The organism is Pseudomonas sp. GW821-FHT12A04, from assembly GCF_058807755.1.
This window is the reverse complement of record NZ_JBXAQZ010000004.1, coordinates 219,385-238,507: the sequence shown is the minus strand read 5'-3', so window position 1 is coordinate 238,507 and position 19,123 is coordinate 219,385. Positions and strand designations below refer to the sequence as shown.

The window sequence follows — 19,123 nt, the reverse complement described above, 5'->3', positions numbered from 1 at the left end:
GCCTGATCTGCCGCCATCGCGAGCAAGCTCGCTCCCACAGTGTCTTGTGTCGATCGTAGAATTGAGATCACACACAGCCCCTGTGGGAGCGAACTTGCTCGCGATTGGGCCGTAAGCCACACCAGAAAAGCCTCGTTCCTACTGACTTCTCTTCTGACAACGTATCTCTGATACGCCTACGGTCGCGACTTTTTTCCTCCGCGCTCTTAGGTCGGAGAGCCTCTGATTTGCTGGTTTCCTGATCCGCTTGTCCAACAATTTTCACCCGCAGCGATGAAATGCAGTTGACGGTTGTATTTTAAGTTGTACGATGACCTACAACTTCAGCGCAGGCTGAACGGTTTTCTCACACAACGTCGCAATCCAGGGTGTTCGAATAATGAATCCACAAGAACTGAAGTCCATCCTCTCTTCCGGTCTGCTGTCTTTCCCGGTTACCGATTTCAATGCACAGGGCGACTTCAACCGCGCGGGTTACATCAAGCGTCTGGAATGGCTGGCCCCATACGGCGCCTCGGCTCTGTTCGCCGCAGGCGGCACCGGTGAGTTCTTCTCTCTGGCGGCCAGCGAATATTCGCAAATCATCAAGACTGCGGTCGACACTTGCGCCACCAGCGTGCCAATCCTGGCCGGTGTCGGCGGTTCGACTCGCCAGGCTATCGAATACGCACAGGAAGCCGAGCGTCTGGGCGCCAAAGGTCTGCTGCTGCTGCCGCACTACCTGACCGAAGCCAGCCAGGACGGCGTTGCCGCCCACGTTGAAGCCGTGTGCAAGTCGGTCAACATCGGCGTGGTGGTCTACAACCGTAACGTCTGCCGCCTGACCGCGCCGCTGCTGGAACGTCTGGCCGAGCGCTGCCCGAACCTGATCGGCTACAAGGATGGCCTGGGTGATATCGAGTTGATGGTGTCGATCCGTCGCCGCCTTGGTGATCGCTTCAGCTACCTGGGTGGCTTGCCGACCGCCGAAGTCTACGCCGCGGCCTACAAGGCACTGGGCGTGCCGGTCTACTCCTCGGCGGTGTTCAACTTCATTCCGAAAACCGCGATGGACTTCTACCACGCGATCGCTCGCGAAGATCACGCCACCGTCGGCAAGATCATCGACGACTTCTTCCTGCCGTACCTGGACATCCGTAACCGCAAAGCCGGTTATGCCGTAAGCATCGTCAAGGCCGGGGCAAAAATTGCCGGCTACGACGCAGGTCCTGTGCGTGCACCGCTGACCGATCTGACCGGCGAAGAGTACGAAATGCTCGCCGCGCTGATCGACAAGCAGGGTGCGCAGTAACACATCCGTTCAAGTAAGGCCGCTGAGCAATCAGCGGCCTTTTGCGTGAGGAGATCTCAAAGTGGCAGATACAAAGCGTTTCGATAACTACATCAACGGCGAATGGGTTGCCGGTGGCGATTATTCGACCAACATCAACCCGTCCGAACTGACCGACGCCATCGGCGACTACGCCAAGGCTGATCTGGCTCAGGTCCACGCTGCCATCGACGCCGCCCGTGCCGCGTTCCCGGCCTGGTCCACGTCCGGCATTCAGGCGCGTCACGATTCCCTGGATAAAGTCGGCACTGAGATCCTCGCCCGTCGCGAAGAACTCGGCACCCTGCTGGCCCGGGAAGAGGGCAAGACCCTGCCTGAAGCCATCGGCGAAGTGACCCGCGCCGGCAATATCTTCAAGTTCTTCGCCGGCGAGTGCCTGCGCCTGTCCGGCGACTACCTGCCGTCGGTGCGTCCGGGCGTCAACGTTGAAGTCACTCGCGAAGCTTTGGGCGTGGTCGGTCTGATCACCCCGTGGAACTTCCCGATCGCCATCCCGGCATGGAAAATCGCCCCGGCCCTGGCCTACGGCAACTGCGTCGTGCTGAAACCCGCAGACCTGGTTCCAGGTTGCGCCTGGGCCCTGGCCGAAATCATCTCCCGCGCAGGCTTCCCGGCCGGTGTGTTCAACCTGGTGATGGGCAGCGGTCGCGTGGTGGGCGATGCACTGGTCCACAGCCCGAAAGTCGACGGCATCAGCTTCACAGGCTCCGTGGGCGTGGGTCGTCAGATCGCTGTCAGCTGTGTATCGCGCCAGGCCAAAGTCCAGTTGGAAATGGGCGGCAAGAACCCGCAGATCATTCTCGACGACGCCGACCTCAAGCAAGCGGTCGAGTTGTCAGTACAGAGCGCGTTCTACTCCACCGGCCAGCGTTGCACCGCTTCCAGCCGCTTTATCGTCACCGCCGGGATTCACGACCAGTTCGTCGAAGCCATGGCCGAGCGCATGAAGTCGATCAAGGTCGGCCATGCATTGAAGGCGGGTACCGATATCGGTCCGGTGGTCTCGCAAGCGCAACTCGAGCAGGACATGAAGTACATCGACATCGGCCAGTCCGAAGGTGCGCGTCTGGTCAGCGGCGGTGGTCTGGTGACGTGCGACACCGAGGGCTACTTCCTCGCGCCAACCCTGTTTGCCGACAGCGAAGCTTCGATGCGCATCAGCCAGGAAGAGATCTTCGGCCCAGTGGCCAACATCGTCCGCGTCGCCGATTACGAAGCCGCGCTGGCCATGGCCAACGACACCGAGTTCGGGCTGTCGGCGGGCATTGCCACCACCTCGCTGAAGTACGCCAACCACTTCAAACGCCACTCCCAGGCCGGGATGGTGATGGTCAACCTGCCGACCGCCGGTGTGGACTACCACGTTCCGTTCGGTGGGCGTAAAGGTTCATCCTATGGATCACGTGAGCAAGGTCGCTATGCGCAAGAGTTCTATACGGTCGTGAAGACCAGCTACATCGGCTCGTAACAAGAAACACCGCGGTATTGGCAACGATACCGTGCCCCCTGTAGGAGCGAGCTCTGCTCGCGATGGTCTTGAGGTCGCGGCGGTAAACCTGAGCCTCGCGTCATCGTTGACCACCATCGCGAGCAGGCTCGCTCCTACAGAGCACCGTTATTACCCGCATAAAAATAATCAGTGGGAGTACATCTACATGCAACCGACCCAGAAGCCGACTCACGTCCGCTATTTGATCCTGCTCATGCTGTTTCTGGTGACCACAATCAACTACGCCGACCGGGCTACCATCGCAATCGCTGGCTCCAGCCTGCAAAAAGACCTCGGCATCGACGCCGTGACCCTCGGCTACATCTTCTCCGCATTCGGTTGGGCCTATGTGGCCGGGCAAATCCCCGGCGGCTGGCTACTGGACCGTTTTGGCTCGAAAAAAATCTACGCATTGAGCATCTTCACCTGGTCGCTGTTCACCGTGCTGCAAGGCTTCGTCGGTGAGTTCGGCATGTCCACGGCGGTGGTTGCGCTGTTCATGCTGCGCTTCCTGGTGGGCCTGGCTGAAGCGCCGTCTTTCCCTGGTAACGCCCGAATCGTTGCGGCGTGGTTCCCGACTGCTGAACGCGGTACGGCCTCGGCGATCTTCAACTCGGCGCAATACTTCGCCACCGTGCTGTTCGCTCCGCTGATGGGCTGGATCGTCTATTCCTTCGGCTGGGAGCACGTGTTCATCGTCATGGGTATCCTGGGCATCATCTTCTCGCTGGTCTGGCTGAAAGTGATCTACAGCCCGCGCGAACACCCACGGATCAACGATGCTGAGTTCAAGCACATCTCCGAAAACGGCGGCATGGTCGACATGGACCAGAAGGGCAAGAAGTCCGACGGTCCGAAGTGGGATTACATCCGCCAGTTACTGACCAACCGCATGATGCTCGGCGTGTACCTGGGCCAGTACTGCATCAATGGCATCACTTACTTCTTCCTGACCTGGTTCCCGGTGTACCTGGTGCAGGAGCGCGGCATGACCATCCTCAAGGCCGGTTTCATCGCGTCCTTGCCGGCAATCTGCGGCTTCATCGGTGGTGTACTCGGCGGGGTGATTTCCGATTACCTGTTGCGCAAGGGCCATTCCCTGACCTTCGCCCGCAAGGCGCCGATCATCGCTGGCCTGCTGGTTTCCAGCAGCATCGTGGCGTGCAACTACGTGGACGTAGAATGGATGGTCGTCGGCTTCATGGCCCTGGCGTTCTTCGGCAAAGGCGTCGGCGCACTGGGCTGGGCCGTGGTGTCCGACACGTCGCCGAAGCAGATCGCCGGTCTGAGCGGTGGCCTGTTCAACACCTTCGGAAACATTGCTTCGATCACCACTCCAATCGTGATCGGTTACATCATCAGCTCCACCGGTTCATTCAAGTGGGCGTTGGTGTTCGTCGGTTGCAACGCACTGGTTGCGGTGTTCAGCTACCTGGTGATCGTGGGCCCGATCAAGCGCGTGGTGCTCAAAGAGCCACCAGCGAACGGTACTGAAGCCCCAGGCAAATTGTCTCAAGCGCATTCCTGAGGAGCGGCGTCATGCAGTTGATTGAACATTCCGACTCGCCGCGCTACATCCGCCTGCACGAGCGGGACAACGTAGTGATCGTGGTCAATGATCAGGGTGTACCGGCCGGCACCGAGTTTGCGGACGGTCTGGTTACCGTGGATTTCGTGCCGCAGAGCCACAAGGTCACCCTGGAAGACATTCCCGAAGGTGGTCAGGTGATTCGTTATGGCCAGGTCATTGGTTATGCCTTGCAGCCGATTCCCCGAGGCAGTTGGGTCAAGGAAGATCAACTGCGCATGCCGACCGCGCCACCGCTGGACAGCCTGCCGCTGTCCACCGACGTGCCGGCCGCGCAGGCACCGCTGGAGGGCTTCACTTTCGAGGGTTATCGCAACGCCGACGGCACCGTCGGCACGCGCAACATTCTCGGCATCACTACCACCGTGCAGTGCGTGACCGGAGTACTGGATCATGCGGTCAAGCGCATCAAGGACGAGTTGCTGCCCAAGTACCCGCACGTCGATGATGTGGTGGCGCTGACCCACAGCTACGGCTGTGGCGTGGCCATCACCGCCACCGACGCGTACATCCCGATCCGCACCGTGCGCAACCTGGCACGCAACCCGAACCTGGGTGGCGAAGCCTTGGTGATCAGCCTGGGCTGCGAGAAATTGCAGGCCGGGCAAGTGATGCACGAGAACGACAGCTCGGTGGATTTGAGCGAGCCATGGCTGTACCGCCTGCAGGATTCCAGTCACGGCTTCACCGAGATGATCGAGCAGATCATGGAACTGGCCGAGACGCGCTTGAAGAAGCTCGATCAACGTCGCCGGGAAACCGTGCCGGCATCCGAGTTGATCCTGGGCATGCAATGCGGTGGCAGTGATGCGTTCTCCGGCATCACCGCCAACCCGGCGCTCGGATATGCCTCTGACCTGCTGCTACGGGCCGGTGCGACGGTGATGTTCTCCGAAGTCACCGAAGTGCGCGATGCAATTTATCTGCTGACCTCCCGCGCGGAAAACCAGGACGTCGCCCAGGAACTGGTGCGGGAAATGGACTGGTACGACCGCTACCTGGCCAAGGGCGAGGCGGATCGCAGTGCCAACACCACGCCGGGCAACAAGAAGGGCGGGTTGTCGAACATTGTCGAGAAATCCCTGGGATCGATCGTCAAGTCCGGTAGCAGCGCGATCAACGGCGTGCTTGGCCCTGGCGAGCGTTTCAAGCGCAAAGGCCTGATCTTCTGCGCGACCCCGGCCAGCGACTTTGTCTGCGGGACCTTGCAGTTGGCGGCGGGGATGAACCTGCACGTGTTCACCACCGGTCGTGGCACGCCTTACGGGCTGGCCATGGCGCCGGTGGTGAAGGTCTCTACCCGGACCGAACTGGCGCAACGCTGGCCGGACCTGATCGACATCGACGCAGGGCGCATTGCCACCGGCCGCGCTTCCATCGAAGATCTTGGCTGGGAGTTGTTCCACTACTATCTGGACGTGGCGAGCGGCAAGAAGCAGACGTGGGCCGAGCAGCACAAACTGCATAACGACATCACCTTGTTTAACCCGGCACCGATCACCTAAGACCGAGTCGCCTTCATCGCGAGCAAGCTCGCTCCCACAGTGGATTTTCGCCGTGCATAAATTTTGTGTTCGGCACTGGAAAAATGTGGGAGCGAGCTTGCTCGCGATATCGGTCTAACAGACGCCAGGGGACTTGGTGGCTTATCATTAGCCCCCTAACGACGCCCACCCCAAGGTCCTCCCGGCATGCTGGCAATTTTCCTTGAAACCCTGAACATCACCGCGCCGGTGTTCGTCATGCTGTTTCTGGGTGTGCTGCTCAAACGCATCGACTGGATCAACGACAATTTCATCCACACCGCGTCAGCATTGGTGTTCAACGTCACCATGCCGGCGTTGCTGTTTTTGGGCATCCTGCATGCCGACCTGCACGCGGCGTTGCAGCCGGCGCTGCTGATCTATTTTTCCCTTGCGACCCTGGTGTGTTTTGCCATCGCCTGGGTTTGGGCGATCTGGAAGTGCCCGCGGGAAGATCGGGGGATCTACACCCAAGGTGCCTTTCGCGGTAACAACGGGGTCATTGGCCTGGCGCTGGCGGCAAGCATGTACGGCGACTACGGGATTTCCCTCGGAGCGATCCTGGCGGCGCTGGTGATCCTGTTCTACAACACCCTTTCGACCATCGTGCTGGCGGTGTACAGCCCGGTGATCAAGTCCGATCCGTGGAGCATCTGCAAAAGCGTGTTCAGCAATCCGCTGATCATCAGCGTGATTGCGGCTGCACCCTTCGCCTATTTCAAGATCGGCTTGCCCGGCTGGCTGGAAACCTCCGGCCAGTACCTGGCGCAAACCACGTTGCCGCTGGCGCTGATCTGCATCGGCGGCACGCTGTCGCTGGCGGCACTGCGCAAAAGCGGCAGCATGGCGCTGAGTTCAAGCCTGGTGAAGATGATCGGCTTGCCAGTATTGGCGACACTGGGGGCGTGGTTGTGGGGCTTTCGTGGGGCGGAACTGGGGATTCTGTTTCTGTACTTCGGCAGCCCGACAGCCGCAGCCAGTTTCGTCATGGCCCGGGCGGCGGACGGCAATCACGAGTTGGCGGCAGCGATCATCGTGATCACCACGCTGATGGCGGCGGTCACCACTAACGTCGGGATCTTCTTTTTGCAGTGGGGTGGCTGGATTTAACGCCTCTGTTCATCGGCCAGGGTTTTGCACGCCGGTTCGATAACCGGAGGCGCCTGGGTCGGATAGTGCGTGGGTATGACCTGAACCGGGGTCGTCATGACGAAGCCATCGGCAAAAGTCGTTTCGACAAAGGTCGCTTTCCAGCCATTTTCCGGTGTGTCGATCTGTATGTCGGCGTTGAACGGGTCCGTGAGTTTTACGTCTTCAGGCGCGTACTGGATGCCACAGGGGTGACGAAAGTCCCGGGCGACCGGATTTACCGCCGTCCACTGAACCACTCGCACCGGTGTCTCGGAAAAGTGCAGCCCCATCCCTTGTGATGAAACGTGCGGGTTCGAGCGCATGGAAATGACCGGCAAAGGCTTGTCCTGTTGCCAGCGATTGATGACCGGTATCAGCGAGTTCTCGATGAACCGGTTGATACCGTAGTGGCTCGCATTGGGAGCGACTCGCAAAGCTTTCGGACCTGGCAATTGATCGAAGAAATACTGCGAATTGTCTGGCAGGAAAAAATCGTCGCTGCTGGCATTGACGATGTATTTCGGAATCGCCAGGCGATCGGCATAGCGGGTTTGCAGGTAGCTTAACGGGTCTTCGATTTTCATCAGGTGTGCGAAGTTTTCAGTCTTGATCTGTTGGGTGATGCCCTCGTGATGGTAGTCAAAAAATGCCAGTGGCCAGTTCTTTCCATAGGCTTGCCAGGTATGTTCAAGCACATTGTCCGTGCCCAGTACGTCGATCACAAAAGGCACGATGGCCATGATCCGGTCATCTGCAATCGCCGCCAGCCAAGTGGTCCAGCCACGTTTTGATGCGCCGCTGGCAATGAAACGGTCTATTCCCCAGGGTTGCAGCTCCTTTTGCGCGAGGTCCATAGCCTTGACCATCGACACCACCATGGGCAGGCGCACCGACATGTACGGGCGCTGGTGCGGGTCATCGAGGAAGAGTTTCCAGCTGTGGGCGACACTGGCATCTTCCGTGCGCGCTATGCCGTCGTCGGCATAGGTCAGGTACTGGTTCGGAACGTTGCTGACTGAAATGACAATCGTGCGTGTTTTGCGCGCCACTTCAAGTGCCATGGTTTCGGTAAAGTCCGTCGGATCGTCGGCGTTGTTCTGCCCTGCGTTGGGGGTTCCGTTATTGGCCACCAGCAGTGACTGGCCGTGCAGGGCATTGTCCGGGATGTAGATGTCCACGGTGTGTTTCCACTGCGCGGGGCTGACCAATCCCTGCGGCGACCATTGCTGGGAGGACAGGTCGAAACTGCGCTTTTCCACACCTGGAAATGTCGTGTTGCCTTTGGCGGTGTAAACCAGTGGATTGGCGTCTTCGGCTTTCTTGTAGCAGGCAAGCACTTCGCTGAAGTCTTGATTGCCGGCCTCGAAACACGCTTGGGTTGAGGCATGTATCGAACTGCTGATGAGCAGGCTGGATAATATCAATTTCGACAATACGAACCTGACGTTCAATCCCATGGGAACCTTCCTTGTAAAGCAGGGGGGGAGGTTCGAGTGCTGGGTACAACGAAGCTGCGCCGGCCTTCCCCCTGGCGGTTTTTTGTCGGCGCAGTGTGTCGAAAGGAGGTGTGGATGAACAGGTTTGGCGGGGCGCCTTTTATTGTCGAAATATGTGGTTGAGCCGTTCAGTCACGAGCGTTACCGAGGGCTGTGGTCCGCTCTGGCGATGGTGATCACTCCGGCTTCTGGTAACTGTCGATCACTTCCTGCGCCGCCCGAAACGCATCGATCGCCGCCGGCACACCGGCATACACCGCGCAATGCAGCAGCGCTTCGCGAATCTCCTCCACGGTGCAGCCGTTGTTCAGCGCACCGCGTACGTGACCTTTCAGCTCCTGCGGGCACTTGAGTGCGGTCAGGGCTGCGAGGGTAATCAGGCTGCGGGTTTTCAGCGGCAGGCCTTCGCGATTCCACACGCCGCCCCAGGCGTGTTCATTGACGAAGTCTTGCAGCGGCTGGGTGAACTCGGTGGCGTTGCCCAGTGCGCGGTCGACGAAGGCGTCGCCCATCACTTGGCGGCGGACTTCAACGCCGGGTTTTTTATTCTCGGTCATGGGACTTCCTTCTTATGGTGTTGGCGACGCCAGGCGCGAAGTGACGTGAACAGCAAAAACGCTACCAGCGCTGGCAGGACGAATAACAGCATCAAGTGTTCCAGCTTGCCGGCCAGTGGCATGCCGGTGGTGAACGACACCACGTGCAGCCCATACGCCAGGTACAAACCCAGAAACAGCAGGCCTTCGGCGCGGGTCACCCGATAGCCGGAGTAGAACACCGGCAGACACAGCGCCGCGATGCCGAGCATCACCGGCAGGTCGAAATCCAGGGCGTTGGGCGACACCGACAGCGGTGACGGTGCCACGAGCGCGGTAAAGCCGAGCACGCCCAGGAGGTTGAACAGGTTGCTGCCAATCACGTTGCCCACGGCAATATCGCGTTCGCCGCGTATAGCCGCGATCAACGAAGTGGCGAGCTCAGGCAGTGAGGTGCTGACGGCGACGATGGTCAGGCCGATGATCCGCTCCGACAACCCAAGGTCGGTAGCGACCGCAACGGCCGCCCCCAGCAGCAAGTGCCCGGCGTACACCAGCATCGCCAGTCCGGCGACGATCATCAGCAGGCTGCTCAGCCATGGCGCCTGGCCGTTGTGATCATGGCTCGATACCGGGCGTGCCGAGTGTCGCGACTGACGCAGCAACAAGCCCAGGTAAATCGCCAGCGCCGTCAGCAACATCACGCCGTCGGCCCGGGTCAGATCTTCATTCCAGGCGAGTACGAACACCAACAGGCTGGCGCCGATCATCAACGGAATATCCAGGCGCACCAATTGTCGGGAAACCCGCAGCGGAATGATCAGTGCAGACAACCCGAGGGTGACGAGGATGTTGAAAATGCTGCTGCCGATCACACTGCCGACGGCGATGTCGGCATTGTGCGCCAGGGTCGCTTGCAGGCTGACCGCCATCTGCGGTGCGCTGCTGCCGAGGGCGACGATGGTCAGGCCGATGATCAGCGGTCGTACGTGCAACCGCGCGGCGATGCGTACGGCGGCGCGCACCATCAATTCGGCGCCGACAATCAGCAGGAGCAATCCGCTGAGCAATTCGATCACGCTGATCAGGGGTAAATCGGCTAATCCGAAAATGGTCGGGGCTCCATCGGTCAGTCGTCGAGGGCTTGCACGCGAACCCGCGCGGTGCCGCTGCGCAGCATGCCCAGGCGCTCGGCGGCTTCCTTGGACAGGTCGATCAGGCGGCCCCGGGTGTGCGGCCCGCGATCATTGATGCGCACCACGCAGGATTTGTCGTTATTCAGATTGGTGACCTTCACCCGTGTACCGAAGGGTAGCTGGCGATGGGCGGCGGTCATGGAATTCATGTTGAAACGCTCGCCGTTGGCGGTGCGTTTGCCTTGGTGTTTGGCGCCGTAGTACGAAGCCACGCCGGTTTTGTCGTAGCCATGCGGATCGACGGTGTCGGTGCTGGCGCAACCGGCCAGGAGCGAGAGGAGGGCGCAAAGTCCAAGTAGACGCTTCATTTGAAAGCTTCCGAAAACAAATGTGGGAGCGAGCTTGCTCGCGATTGGCATTCTGACAGTCAACTTGGTGTTGAGTGCCGGACCGCTATCGCGAGCAAGCTGGCTCCCACAGGGAATGGAGCCAGATTTTAGAGCTGGCTCCATTCTCATCAGCCTTCGAGCTTGCTTTTGAGCAGTTCGTTGACCTGTTGCGGGTTGGCCTTGCCTTTGGAGGCTTTCATGGCCTGACCGACGAAGAAGCCGAACATCTTGCCGCGCTTGGCTTCGTCTGCCGCGCGGTATTGTTCGACCTGCTCGGCGTTGGCCGCGAGCATTTCGTCCAGCACCGCCGAGATGGCGCCGGTGTCGGTCACTTGCTTGAGGCCGCGCTTGTCGATGATCTCGTCTGCGCTGCCTTCGCCGTTGGCCATCGCTTCAAACACCACCTTGGCGATCTTGCCGGAGATAGTGTTGTCCTTGATGCGCAGCAGCATGCCGCCCAGAAGCTCGGCGGAAACCGGCGACTCTTCGATGTCCAGACCTTGCTTGTTGAGCAGGCTGCCCAACTCGACCATCACCCAGTTCGCCGCCAGTTTGGCGTCGCCGCCGATGCTCGCGACTTTCTCGAAGTAATCGGCTTGCTCGCGGCTGGTGGCCAGCACGCTGGCGTCGTAGACCGACAGACCGAACTGCTCCTGGAAGCGCTCGCGCTTTTGCGGTGGCAATTCCGGCAGGGTGGCGCGCACGTCGTCGAGGAAGGAGTTCTCGATGACCACCGGCAGCAGGTCCGGATCGGGGAAGTAACGGTAGTCGTTGGCTTCCTCTTTGCTGCGCATCGGACGGGTCTCGTCCTTGTTCGGGTCGTACAGGCGGGTCTGCTGGATCACCTTGCCGCCGTCTTCGATCAATTCGATCTGACGCTGGATTTCGCTGTTGATCGCCTTCTCGATGAAGCGGAACGAGTTGACGTTCTTGATCTCGCAGCGGGTGCCGAACTCGGCCTGGCCTTTCGGGCGGATCGAAACGTTGCAGTCGCAACGCAGCGAACCTTCAGCCATGTTGCCGTCGCAAATCCCTAAGTAACGCACCAGGGCGTGGATCGCCTTGACGTAGGCCACGGCTTCCTTGGCACTGCGCATGTCCGGCTCGGAAACGATTTCCAGCAGCGGCGTGCCGGCACGGTTCAGGTCGATGCCGGTGGCGCCGCTGAATTCTTCGTGCAGGCTCTTGCCGGCGTCTTCTTCCAGGTGCGCACGGGTGATGCCTACGCGTTTGACCGTGCCGTCCTCGAGGGCGATGTCCAGGTGGCCCTTGCCGACGATCGGCAGCTCCATCTGGCTGATCTGGTAGCCCTTGGGCAAATCCGGGTAGAAGTAGTTTTTACGGGCGAACACGTTGTGCTGGCCGATCTCGGCGTCAATCGCCAGACCGAACATCACCGCCATGCGTACCGCTTCCTGGTTCAGCACCGGCAATACGCCCGGCATGCCCAGGTCTACCAGGCTGGCCTGGGTGTTCGGCTCGGAACCGAAGGTGGTGGAACTACCGGAAAAGATTTTCGACCGGGTGGTGAGCTGGGTATGAATCTCCAGCCCGATCACGACTTCCCATTGCATGTGTGTCTCCTCAGAAGCCGGTTGGGGTGCGGGTGTGCCAGTCAGTGTTCAACTGATACTGGTGGGCAACGTTCAACAGGCGACCTTCCTGGAAATACGGAGCGAGCAATTGCACGCCGACCGGCAGGCCGTCGACAAAACCGGCCGGCATCGACAGGCCGGGCAGGCCTGCGAGGTTGGCGGTGATGGTGTAGACGTCTTCCAGGTACGCAGCGACCGGGTCGCTGTTCTTGGCGCCAAGCTTCCAGGCCGGGTTCGGCGTGGTTGGGCCGAGGATGATGTCGACCTCATTGAAAGCGGCCATGAAGTCGTTCTTGATCAGGCGACGAATCTTCTGCGCCTTCAGGTAGTAGGCGTCGTAGTAACCGGCGGACAGGGCGTAGGCACCGACCATGATCCGGCGCTGCACTTCTGTCCCGAAACCTTCGCCACGGGAGCGCTTGTACAGGTCTTCCAGGTTTTTCGGGTCTGCGCAACGGTAGCCGAAACGTACGCCGTCGAAGCGCGACAGGTTGGAAGAGGCTTCCGCCGGGGCGATCACGTAGTACGCAGGAATCGCGTGCTGCATGTTCGGCAGGCTGATTTCCTTGACCACGGCGCCGAGCTTTTTCAGCTCTTCGACGCTGGCCATGACCAGGTCGGCAATGCGCGGGTCGAGACCGGCGCTGAAGTACTCTTTCGGTACACCGATACGCAGGCCTTGCAGCGAACCGTTGAGGCTGGCGCTGTAGTCCGGCACGGGTTCGTCGATGCTGGTGGAGTCATTCGGATCAAAGCCAGCCATACCTTGCAACAAAATTGCGCAGTCTTCGGCCGTGCGCGCCAACGGGCCGCCCTGATCGAGGCTGGAGGCGTAAGCGATCATGCCCCAGCGCGATACGCGACCGTACGTCGGTTTCAGGCCGGTGAGGTTGGTCAATGCTGCTGGCTGGCGGATCGAGCCGCCAGTGTCGGTCCCGGTAGCCGCAGGCAGCAGACGAGCGGCAACCGCCGCCGCCGAACCGCCGGACGAACCGCCTGGCACGTGTTCCAGGTTCCACGGGTTTTTCACCGCGCCGTAGTAGCTCGACTCGTTGGCCGAACCCATGGCGAATTCGTCCATGTTGGTCTTGCCCAGGGTCACGGCGCCGGCAGCGGCCAGCTTGGCGACGACGGTGGCGTCGTACGGGGCCTTGAAGTTGTCGAGCATCTTCGAGCCGCAGCTGGTGCGAATGCCCTGGGTGCAGAACAGGTCCTTGTGGGCGATCGGCGCGCCGAGCAGGGCGCCGCTCTCACCATTGGCCCGGCGGGCGTCAGCGGCTTTCGCCTGCGTCAGCGCCAGGTCTTCGGTGAGGCTGATGAAACTGTTGAGCTGCGGATCGAGCTGGGCGATGCGCGCCAGCAGGACCTTGGTCAGCTCTTCGGAGGAAAACTTTTTATCGGCGAGTCCGCGGGCGATCTCGGCCAGAGTCAATTGATGCATTGCAGGCTCTTTCCCTATTAGTCGATGACTTTCGGAACCAGGTACAGGCCGTTTTCGACCGCTGGTGCGATGGACTGGTAGGCCTCGCGGTGATTGGTCTCGGTCACGACGTCTGCGCGCAGGCGCTGGCTGGCTTCCAGTGGGTGGGCCAGCGGTTCGATACCATCGGTATCGACCGCCTGCATTTCGTCGACCAGCCCGAGAATGCTGTTAAGGGCCGAAGTGATGTGTGGAAGATCGGCATCATTAAGGCCAAGGCAGGCCAGATGAGCGATTTTTTCCACGTCGGAGCGTTCAAGCGCCATTGGGATTCTCCAGTGGAAAACAAAACGGACGGCGTCCGTGTGTTAGATTGTCGGAACACTACCGCACTTCTACGGTCATAAGGCCGCGATTGTGGGGCTTGGTGCACAGAAAAGCGGCCAATTTAACATATTGGCGCCTTGCCCAAAATCCCTGTCGTTGTTAGAGTTTGCCGCACTTTTTTACCCACGCGTTGCCTAGGGTCCCTTTCCCATGTTCAAGAAACTGCGTGGCATGTTTTCCAGCGATCTTTCCATTGACCTGGGCACTGCCAACACCCTTATTTACGTGCGCGAGCGCGGTATCGTCCTGAATGAGCCCTCCGTTGTGGCCATTCGGACACACGGTAACCAGAAAAGTGTCGTTGCTGTCGGCACCGAAGCCAAGCGCATGCTGGGTCGTACGCCGGGCAACATTGCTGCCATTCGTCCGATGAAAGACGGCGTGATCGCCGACTTCAGCGTGTGCGAAAAAATGCTGCAGTACTTCATCAACAAGGTTCACGAAAACAGCTTCCTGCAGCCTAGCCCACGCGTGTTGATCTGCGTTCCATGCAAATCCACCCAGGTTGAGCGTCGTGCCATCCGTGAATCGGCCCTTGGCGCCGGTGCCCGTGAAGTGTTCCTGATCGAAGAGCCAATGGCCGCTGCGATCGGTGCCGGCCTGCCGGTTGAAGAAGCTCGCGGTTCGATGGTCGTGGATATCGGTGGTGGTACCACTGAAATCGCGCTGATCTCCCTGAACGGTGTGGTTTACGCCGAATCCGTACGTGTGGGCGGCGACCGCTTCGACGAAGCGATCATCACTTACGTGCGTCGCAACTACGGCAGCCTGATCGGTGAATCCACCGCCGAGCGCATCAAGCAGGAAATCGGTACCGCGTATCCGGGCGGCGAAGTTCGCGAAGTCGACGTTCGCGGCCGTAACCTGGCCGAAGGCGTTCCACGCGCATTCACCCTGAACTCCAACGAAGTGCTGGAAGCTCTGCAAGAGTCGCTGGCAACCATCGTTCAGGCCGTGAAAAGCGCCCTGGAGCAATCGCCTCCGGAGCTGGCTTCCGATATCGCCGAACGTGGTCTGGTACTGACCGGTGGTGGCGCCTTGCTGCGTGACCTGGACAAATTGCTGGCCCAGGAAACCGGTCTGCCGGTGATCGTTGCCGAAGACCCGCTGACCTGCGTTGCTCGCGGCGGTGGCCGTGCATTGGAAATGATGGATAAACACACCATGGACCTGCTTTCCAGCGAATAAGTCGCCGGATTGCCTCTATGCTGTTGAGCGCGCAGGCAGCACTTTGCAGTGCTGCCTGTTCGCGTTTATCTTCTGTCAGTCTGCATCCAGGCCGGATTGCTGCCGTATGAATAAACAGAACATTTGCCTGGGAGGAGCGGCTTATTAAACCGCTTTTCACCAAGGGCCCTTCACTTGGCGTGCGCCTGTTGGTGCTGGTCGTGCTATCGGTCGCGCTGATGGTGGTCGATGCCCGTTTCAGTCTGCTCAAGCCTGCACGCAGCCAGATGTCGCTGGTGCTGATGGACGCCTACTGGATCACCGACCTGCCCGGACGGCTGTGGGAAGGCGTTGCCAGTCAGTTTGGCAGCCGGACCGAACTCGTCGCCGAAAACGAAAAACTCAAGACCGAGAACCTGCTGTTGCAGGGGCGCATGCAGAAGCTTGCCGCCCTGACCGAGCAGAACGTTCGGCTGCGCGAGTTGCTCAACTCTTCGGCCCTGGTCAACGAGAAGGTCGAAGTGGCCGAGTTGATCGGCATGGACCCCAACCCCTTCACCCATCGCATCATCATCAATAAAGGTGAGCGCGATGGCGTGGTCCTCGGTCAGCCGGTACTCGATGCCCGTGGCCTGATGGGGCAGGTGGTCGAGTTGATGCCCTACACCTCCCGCGTCTTGCTGCTGACCGATACCACCCACAGCATTCCGGTGCAGGTGAACCGTAACGGTTTGCGGGCGATTGCCAGCGGCACCGGCAACCCGGAACGTCTCGAGTTGCGGCATGTGGCCGATACCGCCGACATCAAGGAGGGCGACCTGCTGGTCAGCTCCGGCCTCGGTCAGCGTTTCCCGGCGGGTTATCCGGTGGCGACGGTCAAGGAAGTGATTCACGATTCCGGCCAGCCGTTTGCCATTGTCCGCGCCGTTCCGACCGCCGCCTTGAACCGTAGCCGTTACCTGTTGCTGGTGTTCAGCGACAACCGGACTGCCGAAGAGCGCGTCAACGCTGCCGCCCAGGCCCAGGAAAGCCTGGATGCGCAGGGCGGTGGGCCGATCATTCCGTCGACGGTTCCGAAACCGGTCAGCCCCGCGGTCCCCGCTGCACCGGCCGCCGCACTGGCGATTCCTGCGACGGCGGCACCTGCGGTCACCGCGCCAGCCAAGCCAACCACCACGCCAGCCAAGCCTGCGGCCGCGACTAAACCGCCGGCGGCGCAACCCGCTGCCGCGAAGCCTGCCGCCAAACCGCCAGTGTCCGCGCCGGCCACTCCAGTGGGGAGAGAATAATGGGCGGTGTGAAAGCATCCCGAAACGGCTGGATAGTCTGGCTGACGTTCGCCGTCGGTCTGCTGTTGAGCGTTTCGCCTCTGCCGCAATTCATGGAAATCCTGCGCCCGCTGTGGCTGGCGTTGTTGCTGGCATTCTGGGCGTTGAACCTGCCGCAGACCGTCGGGATGGTGACGGCGTTTTGCCTGGGGCTGGCTGAAGACGTGCTCTACGGTACCTTGCTGGGTCAGAATGCCTTGATCCTGACGCTCATCACCTATCTGGTGCTGGCGCTGCAGCAGCGCCTGCGGATGTTCCCGATGTGGCAACAGAGCCTGGTGATCCTGGTGATCTTCGGCCTCGCCCAGCTTGTACAACTGTGGCTCAGTGCCTTGACCGGCAATCGTCAGCCGACGTTGGCGCTGGTGCTGCCGGCACTGGTCAGTGCGTTGCTCTGGCCCTGGATCAGTTTCGGTTTGCGCGGACTGCGTCGACGCTACAAAATCAATTAATTCGCTCAGGCATGGGACAGGGAGAGGTCTTGATGAAACGGTTGTACCTCGCCTCTGGTTCGCCGCGTCGACGTGAATTGCTCACGCAGATCGGCGTTGCGTTCTGCGCCGTCAATGCGGACATCGATGAAACTCCTTTAGCTCAAGAATCCCCATCGGCCTACGTCGAGCGTCTGGCACGCGGCAAGGCCGAGGCCGGGCGCGGCGTCGTCGTGTCTGACGAACCATTCTGCGTGCTCGGTGCCGATACCGCCGTGGTGCTCGATGGAAAAATTCTCGGCAAACCGGTTGATCAAGCGGATGCGTGCGCCATGCTGACGATGCTGTCAGGGTGTGAACATGAAGTCCTGACCGCGATTGCCGTGCTCGATGGCGGACGTTGCGAGTCCCGGGTTGTCACCAGCCGGGTACGTTTTCGAGATATCAGTCGTGAGGAAGCCGCAGCCTACTGGGCCAGCGGCGAACCACGGGACAAGGCGGGCGGTTATGGCATTCAAGGACTGGGTGCGGTGTTTGTCGCCGGGCTCGATGGAAGTTATTCAGCGGTGGTCGGACTACCGCTTTGCGAAACCGCGGAACTGCTCGGCCATTTCGGCATACCCTGTTGGCAACCCCGGAACGCACACCAAGCAACGTTCTGAACAGATGCGGCCATTATCGTGAACATGCCTGAACGAGACCCTGCCATGAGTGAAGAGATTCTGATCAACATCACGCCGATGGAGTCGCGCGTGGCGGTGGTCGAAAACGGTGTCCTGCAAGAGGTCCACGTCGAGCGTACGCAAAAGCGCGGGATCGTCGGCAACATCTATAAAGGCAAAGTCGTGCGGGTATTGCCTGGAATGCAGGCGGCATTCGTCGATATCGGCCTGGACCGTGCCGCGTTCATTCATGCGTCGGAAATTTCCCTGCGAGAAGGCCCGGCGGTCGAGAGCATCAGTGCACTGGTGCACGAGGGCCAGAGCCTGGTGGTGCAGGTGACCAAGGATCCGATCGGTTCCAAAGGCGCACGCCTGACTACCCAGCTTTCGATTCCTTCACGTTATCTGGTGTACATGCCGCGCACGGCCCATGTCGGTATTTCTCTGAAGATCGAAGACGAAGCCGAGCGCGAACGCCTCAAACAGGTGGTCACTGATTGCGTGGCCAAGGAAGGTATCAAGGAAGCTGGCGGTTTCATCCTGCGCACGGCAGCCGAAGGTGCCGGCGCGGATGAAATCCTCATGGACATCCGTTATCTGCGCCGTCTCTGGGATCAGATCAACGCCCAGATCAAAACCATCAGTGCGCCTAGCGTAATCTACGAAGACCTCGGTCTGGCGCTGCGCACCCTGCGTGACCTGGTGAGCCCGAAAATCGAGAAGATCCGCATCGACTCCCGGGAAACCTTTCAGAAAACCACGCAATTCGTCGCCGAACTGATGCCCGAGATCGCTGACCGCCTGGAGCATTACCCGGGCGAGCGGCCGATTTTCGACCTGTATGGCGTCGAAGACGAAATCCAGAAGGCACTCGAACGCAAGGTCCCGCTCAAGTCCGGCGGTTATCTGGTGGTCGATCCGGCGGAAGCCATGAGCACCATCGACGTCAATACCGGGGCGTTCGTCGGCCACCGCAATCTCGAAGAGACCATCTTCAAGACCAACCTCGAAGCCGCGACGGCTATCGCCCGTCAATTGCGCCTGCGTAACCTGGGCGGAATCATCATCATCGACTTCATCGACATGGAAGATGAAGAGCACCAGCGCCAGGTGTTGCGCACGCTCGAAAAGCAACTGGAGCGCGATCACGCCAAGACCAACATCATCGGTATCACCGAGCTGGGCCTGGTGCAGATGACCCGCAAGCGCACTCGCGAAAGCCTTGAACAGGTGTTGTGCGAGCCGTGCAATGCCTGTCAGGGACGGGGCAAACTCAAGACCCCGGAAACCGTTTGCTACGAAATCTTCCGTGAAATCTTGCGCGAGGCTCGCGCCTATCAGGCGGAAGGCTATCGTGTATTGGCAAACCAGAAAGTGGTGGACCGCCTGCTCGACGAAGAGTCGGGCAACGTTGCCGAACTGGAAGGGTTTATCGGGCGCACCATCCGCTTCCAGGTCGAAACCATGTATTCCCAGGAACAATACGACGTGGTGCTGCTCTGAAGCGTTTTGTTT

At 60.1% G+C, this 19,123-nt stretch carries 17 protein-coding genes; 10 read left to right on the top strand and 7 right to left on the bottom strand.

Translation table 11 applies throughout. The features are described 5' to 3' along the window. The first annotated feature begins 379 nt into the window (after positions 1-379). The 5 genes from kdgD (at position 380) to AC1RS8_RS08740 (ending at position 7,040) form a co-directional block, all read left to right on the top strand. The gene (gene kdgD, locus AC1RS8_RS08760) at positions 380-1,291 is read left to right on the top strand and encodes a 5-dehydro-4-deoxyglucarate dehydratase (RefSeq protein WP_057716441.1); all 912 of its coding nucleotides are present in this window, start codon (positions 380-382) and stop codon (positions 1,289-1,291) included. Positions 1,292-1,352: 61 nt separating this feature from the next. After that, positions 1,353-2,798, top strand: coding sequence for an aldehyde dehydrogenase family protein (locus tag AC1RS8_RS08755; RefSeq protein WP_057716440.1), 1,446 nt, complete (start codon positions 1,353-1,355; stop codon positions 2,796-2,798). Positions 2,799-2,985: 187 nt separating this feature from the next. Then, positions 2,986-4,347, top strand: coding sequence for an MFS transporter (locus AC1RS8_RS08750; protein ID WP_102669068.1), 1,362 nt, complete (start codon positions 2,986-2,988; stop codon positions 4,345-4,347). An 11-nt stretch (positions 4,348-4,358) separates the two neighbouring features. After that, entirely contained in the window at positions 4,359-5,912 is a 1,554-nt protein-coding gene (garD, locus tag AC1RS8_RS08745; protein WP_057716438.1) for a galactarate dehydratase, read from the top strand. A gap of 186 nt (positions 5,913-6,098) precedes the next feature. Further along, on the top strand, positions 6,099-7,040 hold the full coding sequence (locus tag AC1RS8_RS08740) for an AEC family transporter (RefSeq protein WP_090453070.1): 942 nt from the start codon (positions 6,099-6,101) through the stop codon (positions 7,038-7,040). Here AC1RS8_RS08740 and AC1RS8_RS08735 read toward each other — a convergent pair. The 7 genes from AC1RS8_RS08735 to gatC all read right to left on the bottom strand — a co-directional run bounded on the left by AC1RS8_RS08735 (position 7,037) and on the right by gatC (position 13,959). Further along, on the bottom strand, positions 7,037-8,518 hold the full coding sequence (locus AC1RS8_RS08735; protein WP_489339746.1) for a PhoPQ-activated pathogenicity-related family protein: 1,482 nt from the start codon (positions 8,516-8,518) through the stop codon (positions 7,037-7,039). The genes AC1RS8_RS08740 and AC1RS8_RS08735 overlap by 4 nt on opposite strands. A gap of 215 nt (positions 8,519-8,733) precedes the next feature. After that, positions 8,734-9,114 (bottom strand): carboxymuconolactone decarboxylase family protein, encoded by a 381-nt coding sequence (locus AC1RS8_RS08730; protein WP_057716435.1) that lies wholly within the window; start codon positions 9,112-9,114, stop codon positions 8,734-8,736. Continuing rightward, the gene (locus AC1RS8_RS08725) at positions 9,111-10,172 is read right to left on the bottom strand and encodes a calcium/sodium antiporter (protein WP_218494916.1); all 1,062 of its coding nucleotides are present in this window, start codon (positions 10,170-10,172) and stop codon (positions 9,111-9,113) included. The genes AC1RS8_RS08730 and AC1RS8_RS08725 overlap by 4 nt, the downstream gene beginning before the upstream one ends. 50 nt (positions 10,173-10,222) lie before the next feature. Next, positions 10,223-10,597 (bottom strand): septal ring lytic transglycosylase RlpA family protein, encoded by a 375-nt coding sequence (locus tag AC1RS8_RS08720; protein ID WP_008051680.1) that lies wholly within the window; start codon positions 10,595-10,597, stop codon positions 10,223-10,225. 149 nt (positions 10,598-10,746) lie between these two features. Further along, entirely contained in the window at positions 10,747-12,192 is a 1,446-nt protein-coding gene (gene gatB, locus AC1RS8_RS08715) for an Asp-tRNA(Asn)/Glu-tRNA(Gln) amidotransferase subunit GatB (RefSeq protein WP_090453075.1), read from the bottom strand. Between the two features lie 10 nt (positions 12,193-12,202). Next, positions 12,203-13,654, bottom strand: coding sequence for an Asp-tRNA(Asn)/Glu-tRNA(Gln) amidotransferase subunit GatA (gene gatA / locus AC1RS8_RS08710; RefSeq protein ID WP_057398872.1), 1,452 nt, complete (start codon positions 13,652-13,654; stop codon positions 12,203-12,205). A 17-nt stretch (positions 13,655-13,671) separates the two neighbouring features. Beyond that, positions 13,672-13,959, bottom strand: a complete 288-nt coding sequence (gene gatC / locus AC1RS8_RS08705; RefSeq protein WP_003221657.1) for an Asp-tRNA(Asn)/Glu-tRNA(Gln) amidotransferase subunit GatC — start codon at positions 13,957-13,959, stop codon at positions 13,672-13,674. Positions 13,960-14,170: 211 nt separating this feature from the next. Between gatC and mreB the strand changes: the two genes are divergently transcribed. From mreB to rng, 5 genes are all read left to right on the top strand, one after another. Continuing rightward, on the top strand, positions 14,171-15,208 hold the full coding sequence (gene mreB / locus AC1RS8_RS08700) for a rod shape-determining protein MreB (protein ID WP_002555108.1): 1,038 nt from the start codon (positions 14,171-14,173) through the stop codon (positions 15,206-15,208). Between the two features lie 143 nt (positions 15,209-15,351). Next, positions 15,352-16,476, top strand: coding sequence for a rod shape-determining protein MreC (gene mreC / locus AC1RS8_RS08695; protein ID WP_079246811.1), 1,125 nt, complete (start codon positions 15,352-15,354; stop codon positions 16,474-16,476). After that, entirely contained in the window at positions 16,476-16,967 is a 492-nt protein-coding gene (gene mreD / locus AC1RS8_RS08690; protein ID WP_007970244.1) for a rod shape-determining protein MreD, read from the top strand. The genes mreC and mreD overlap by 1 nt, the downstream gene beginning before the upstream one ends. Before the next feature lie 32 nt (positions 16,968-16,999). Beyond that, positions 17,000-17,608 (top strand): Maf family protein, encoded by a 609-nt coding sequence (locus AC1RS8_RS08685; RefSeq protein ID WP_429520781.1) that lies wholly within the window; start codon positions 17,000-17,002, stop codon positions 17,606-17,608. 45 nt (positions 17,609-17,653) lie between these two features. Continuing rightward, the gene (rng, locus tag AC1RS8_RS08680; RefSeq protein ID WP_008018726.1) at positions 17,654-19,111 is read left to right on the top strand and encodes a ribonuclease G; all 1,458 of its coding nucleotides are present in this window, start codon (positions 17,654-17,656) and stop codon (positions 19,109-19,111) included. Positions 19,112-19,123 lie beyond the last annotated feature (12 nt).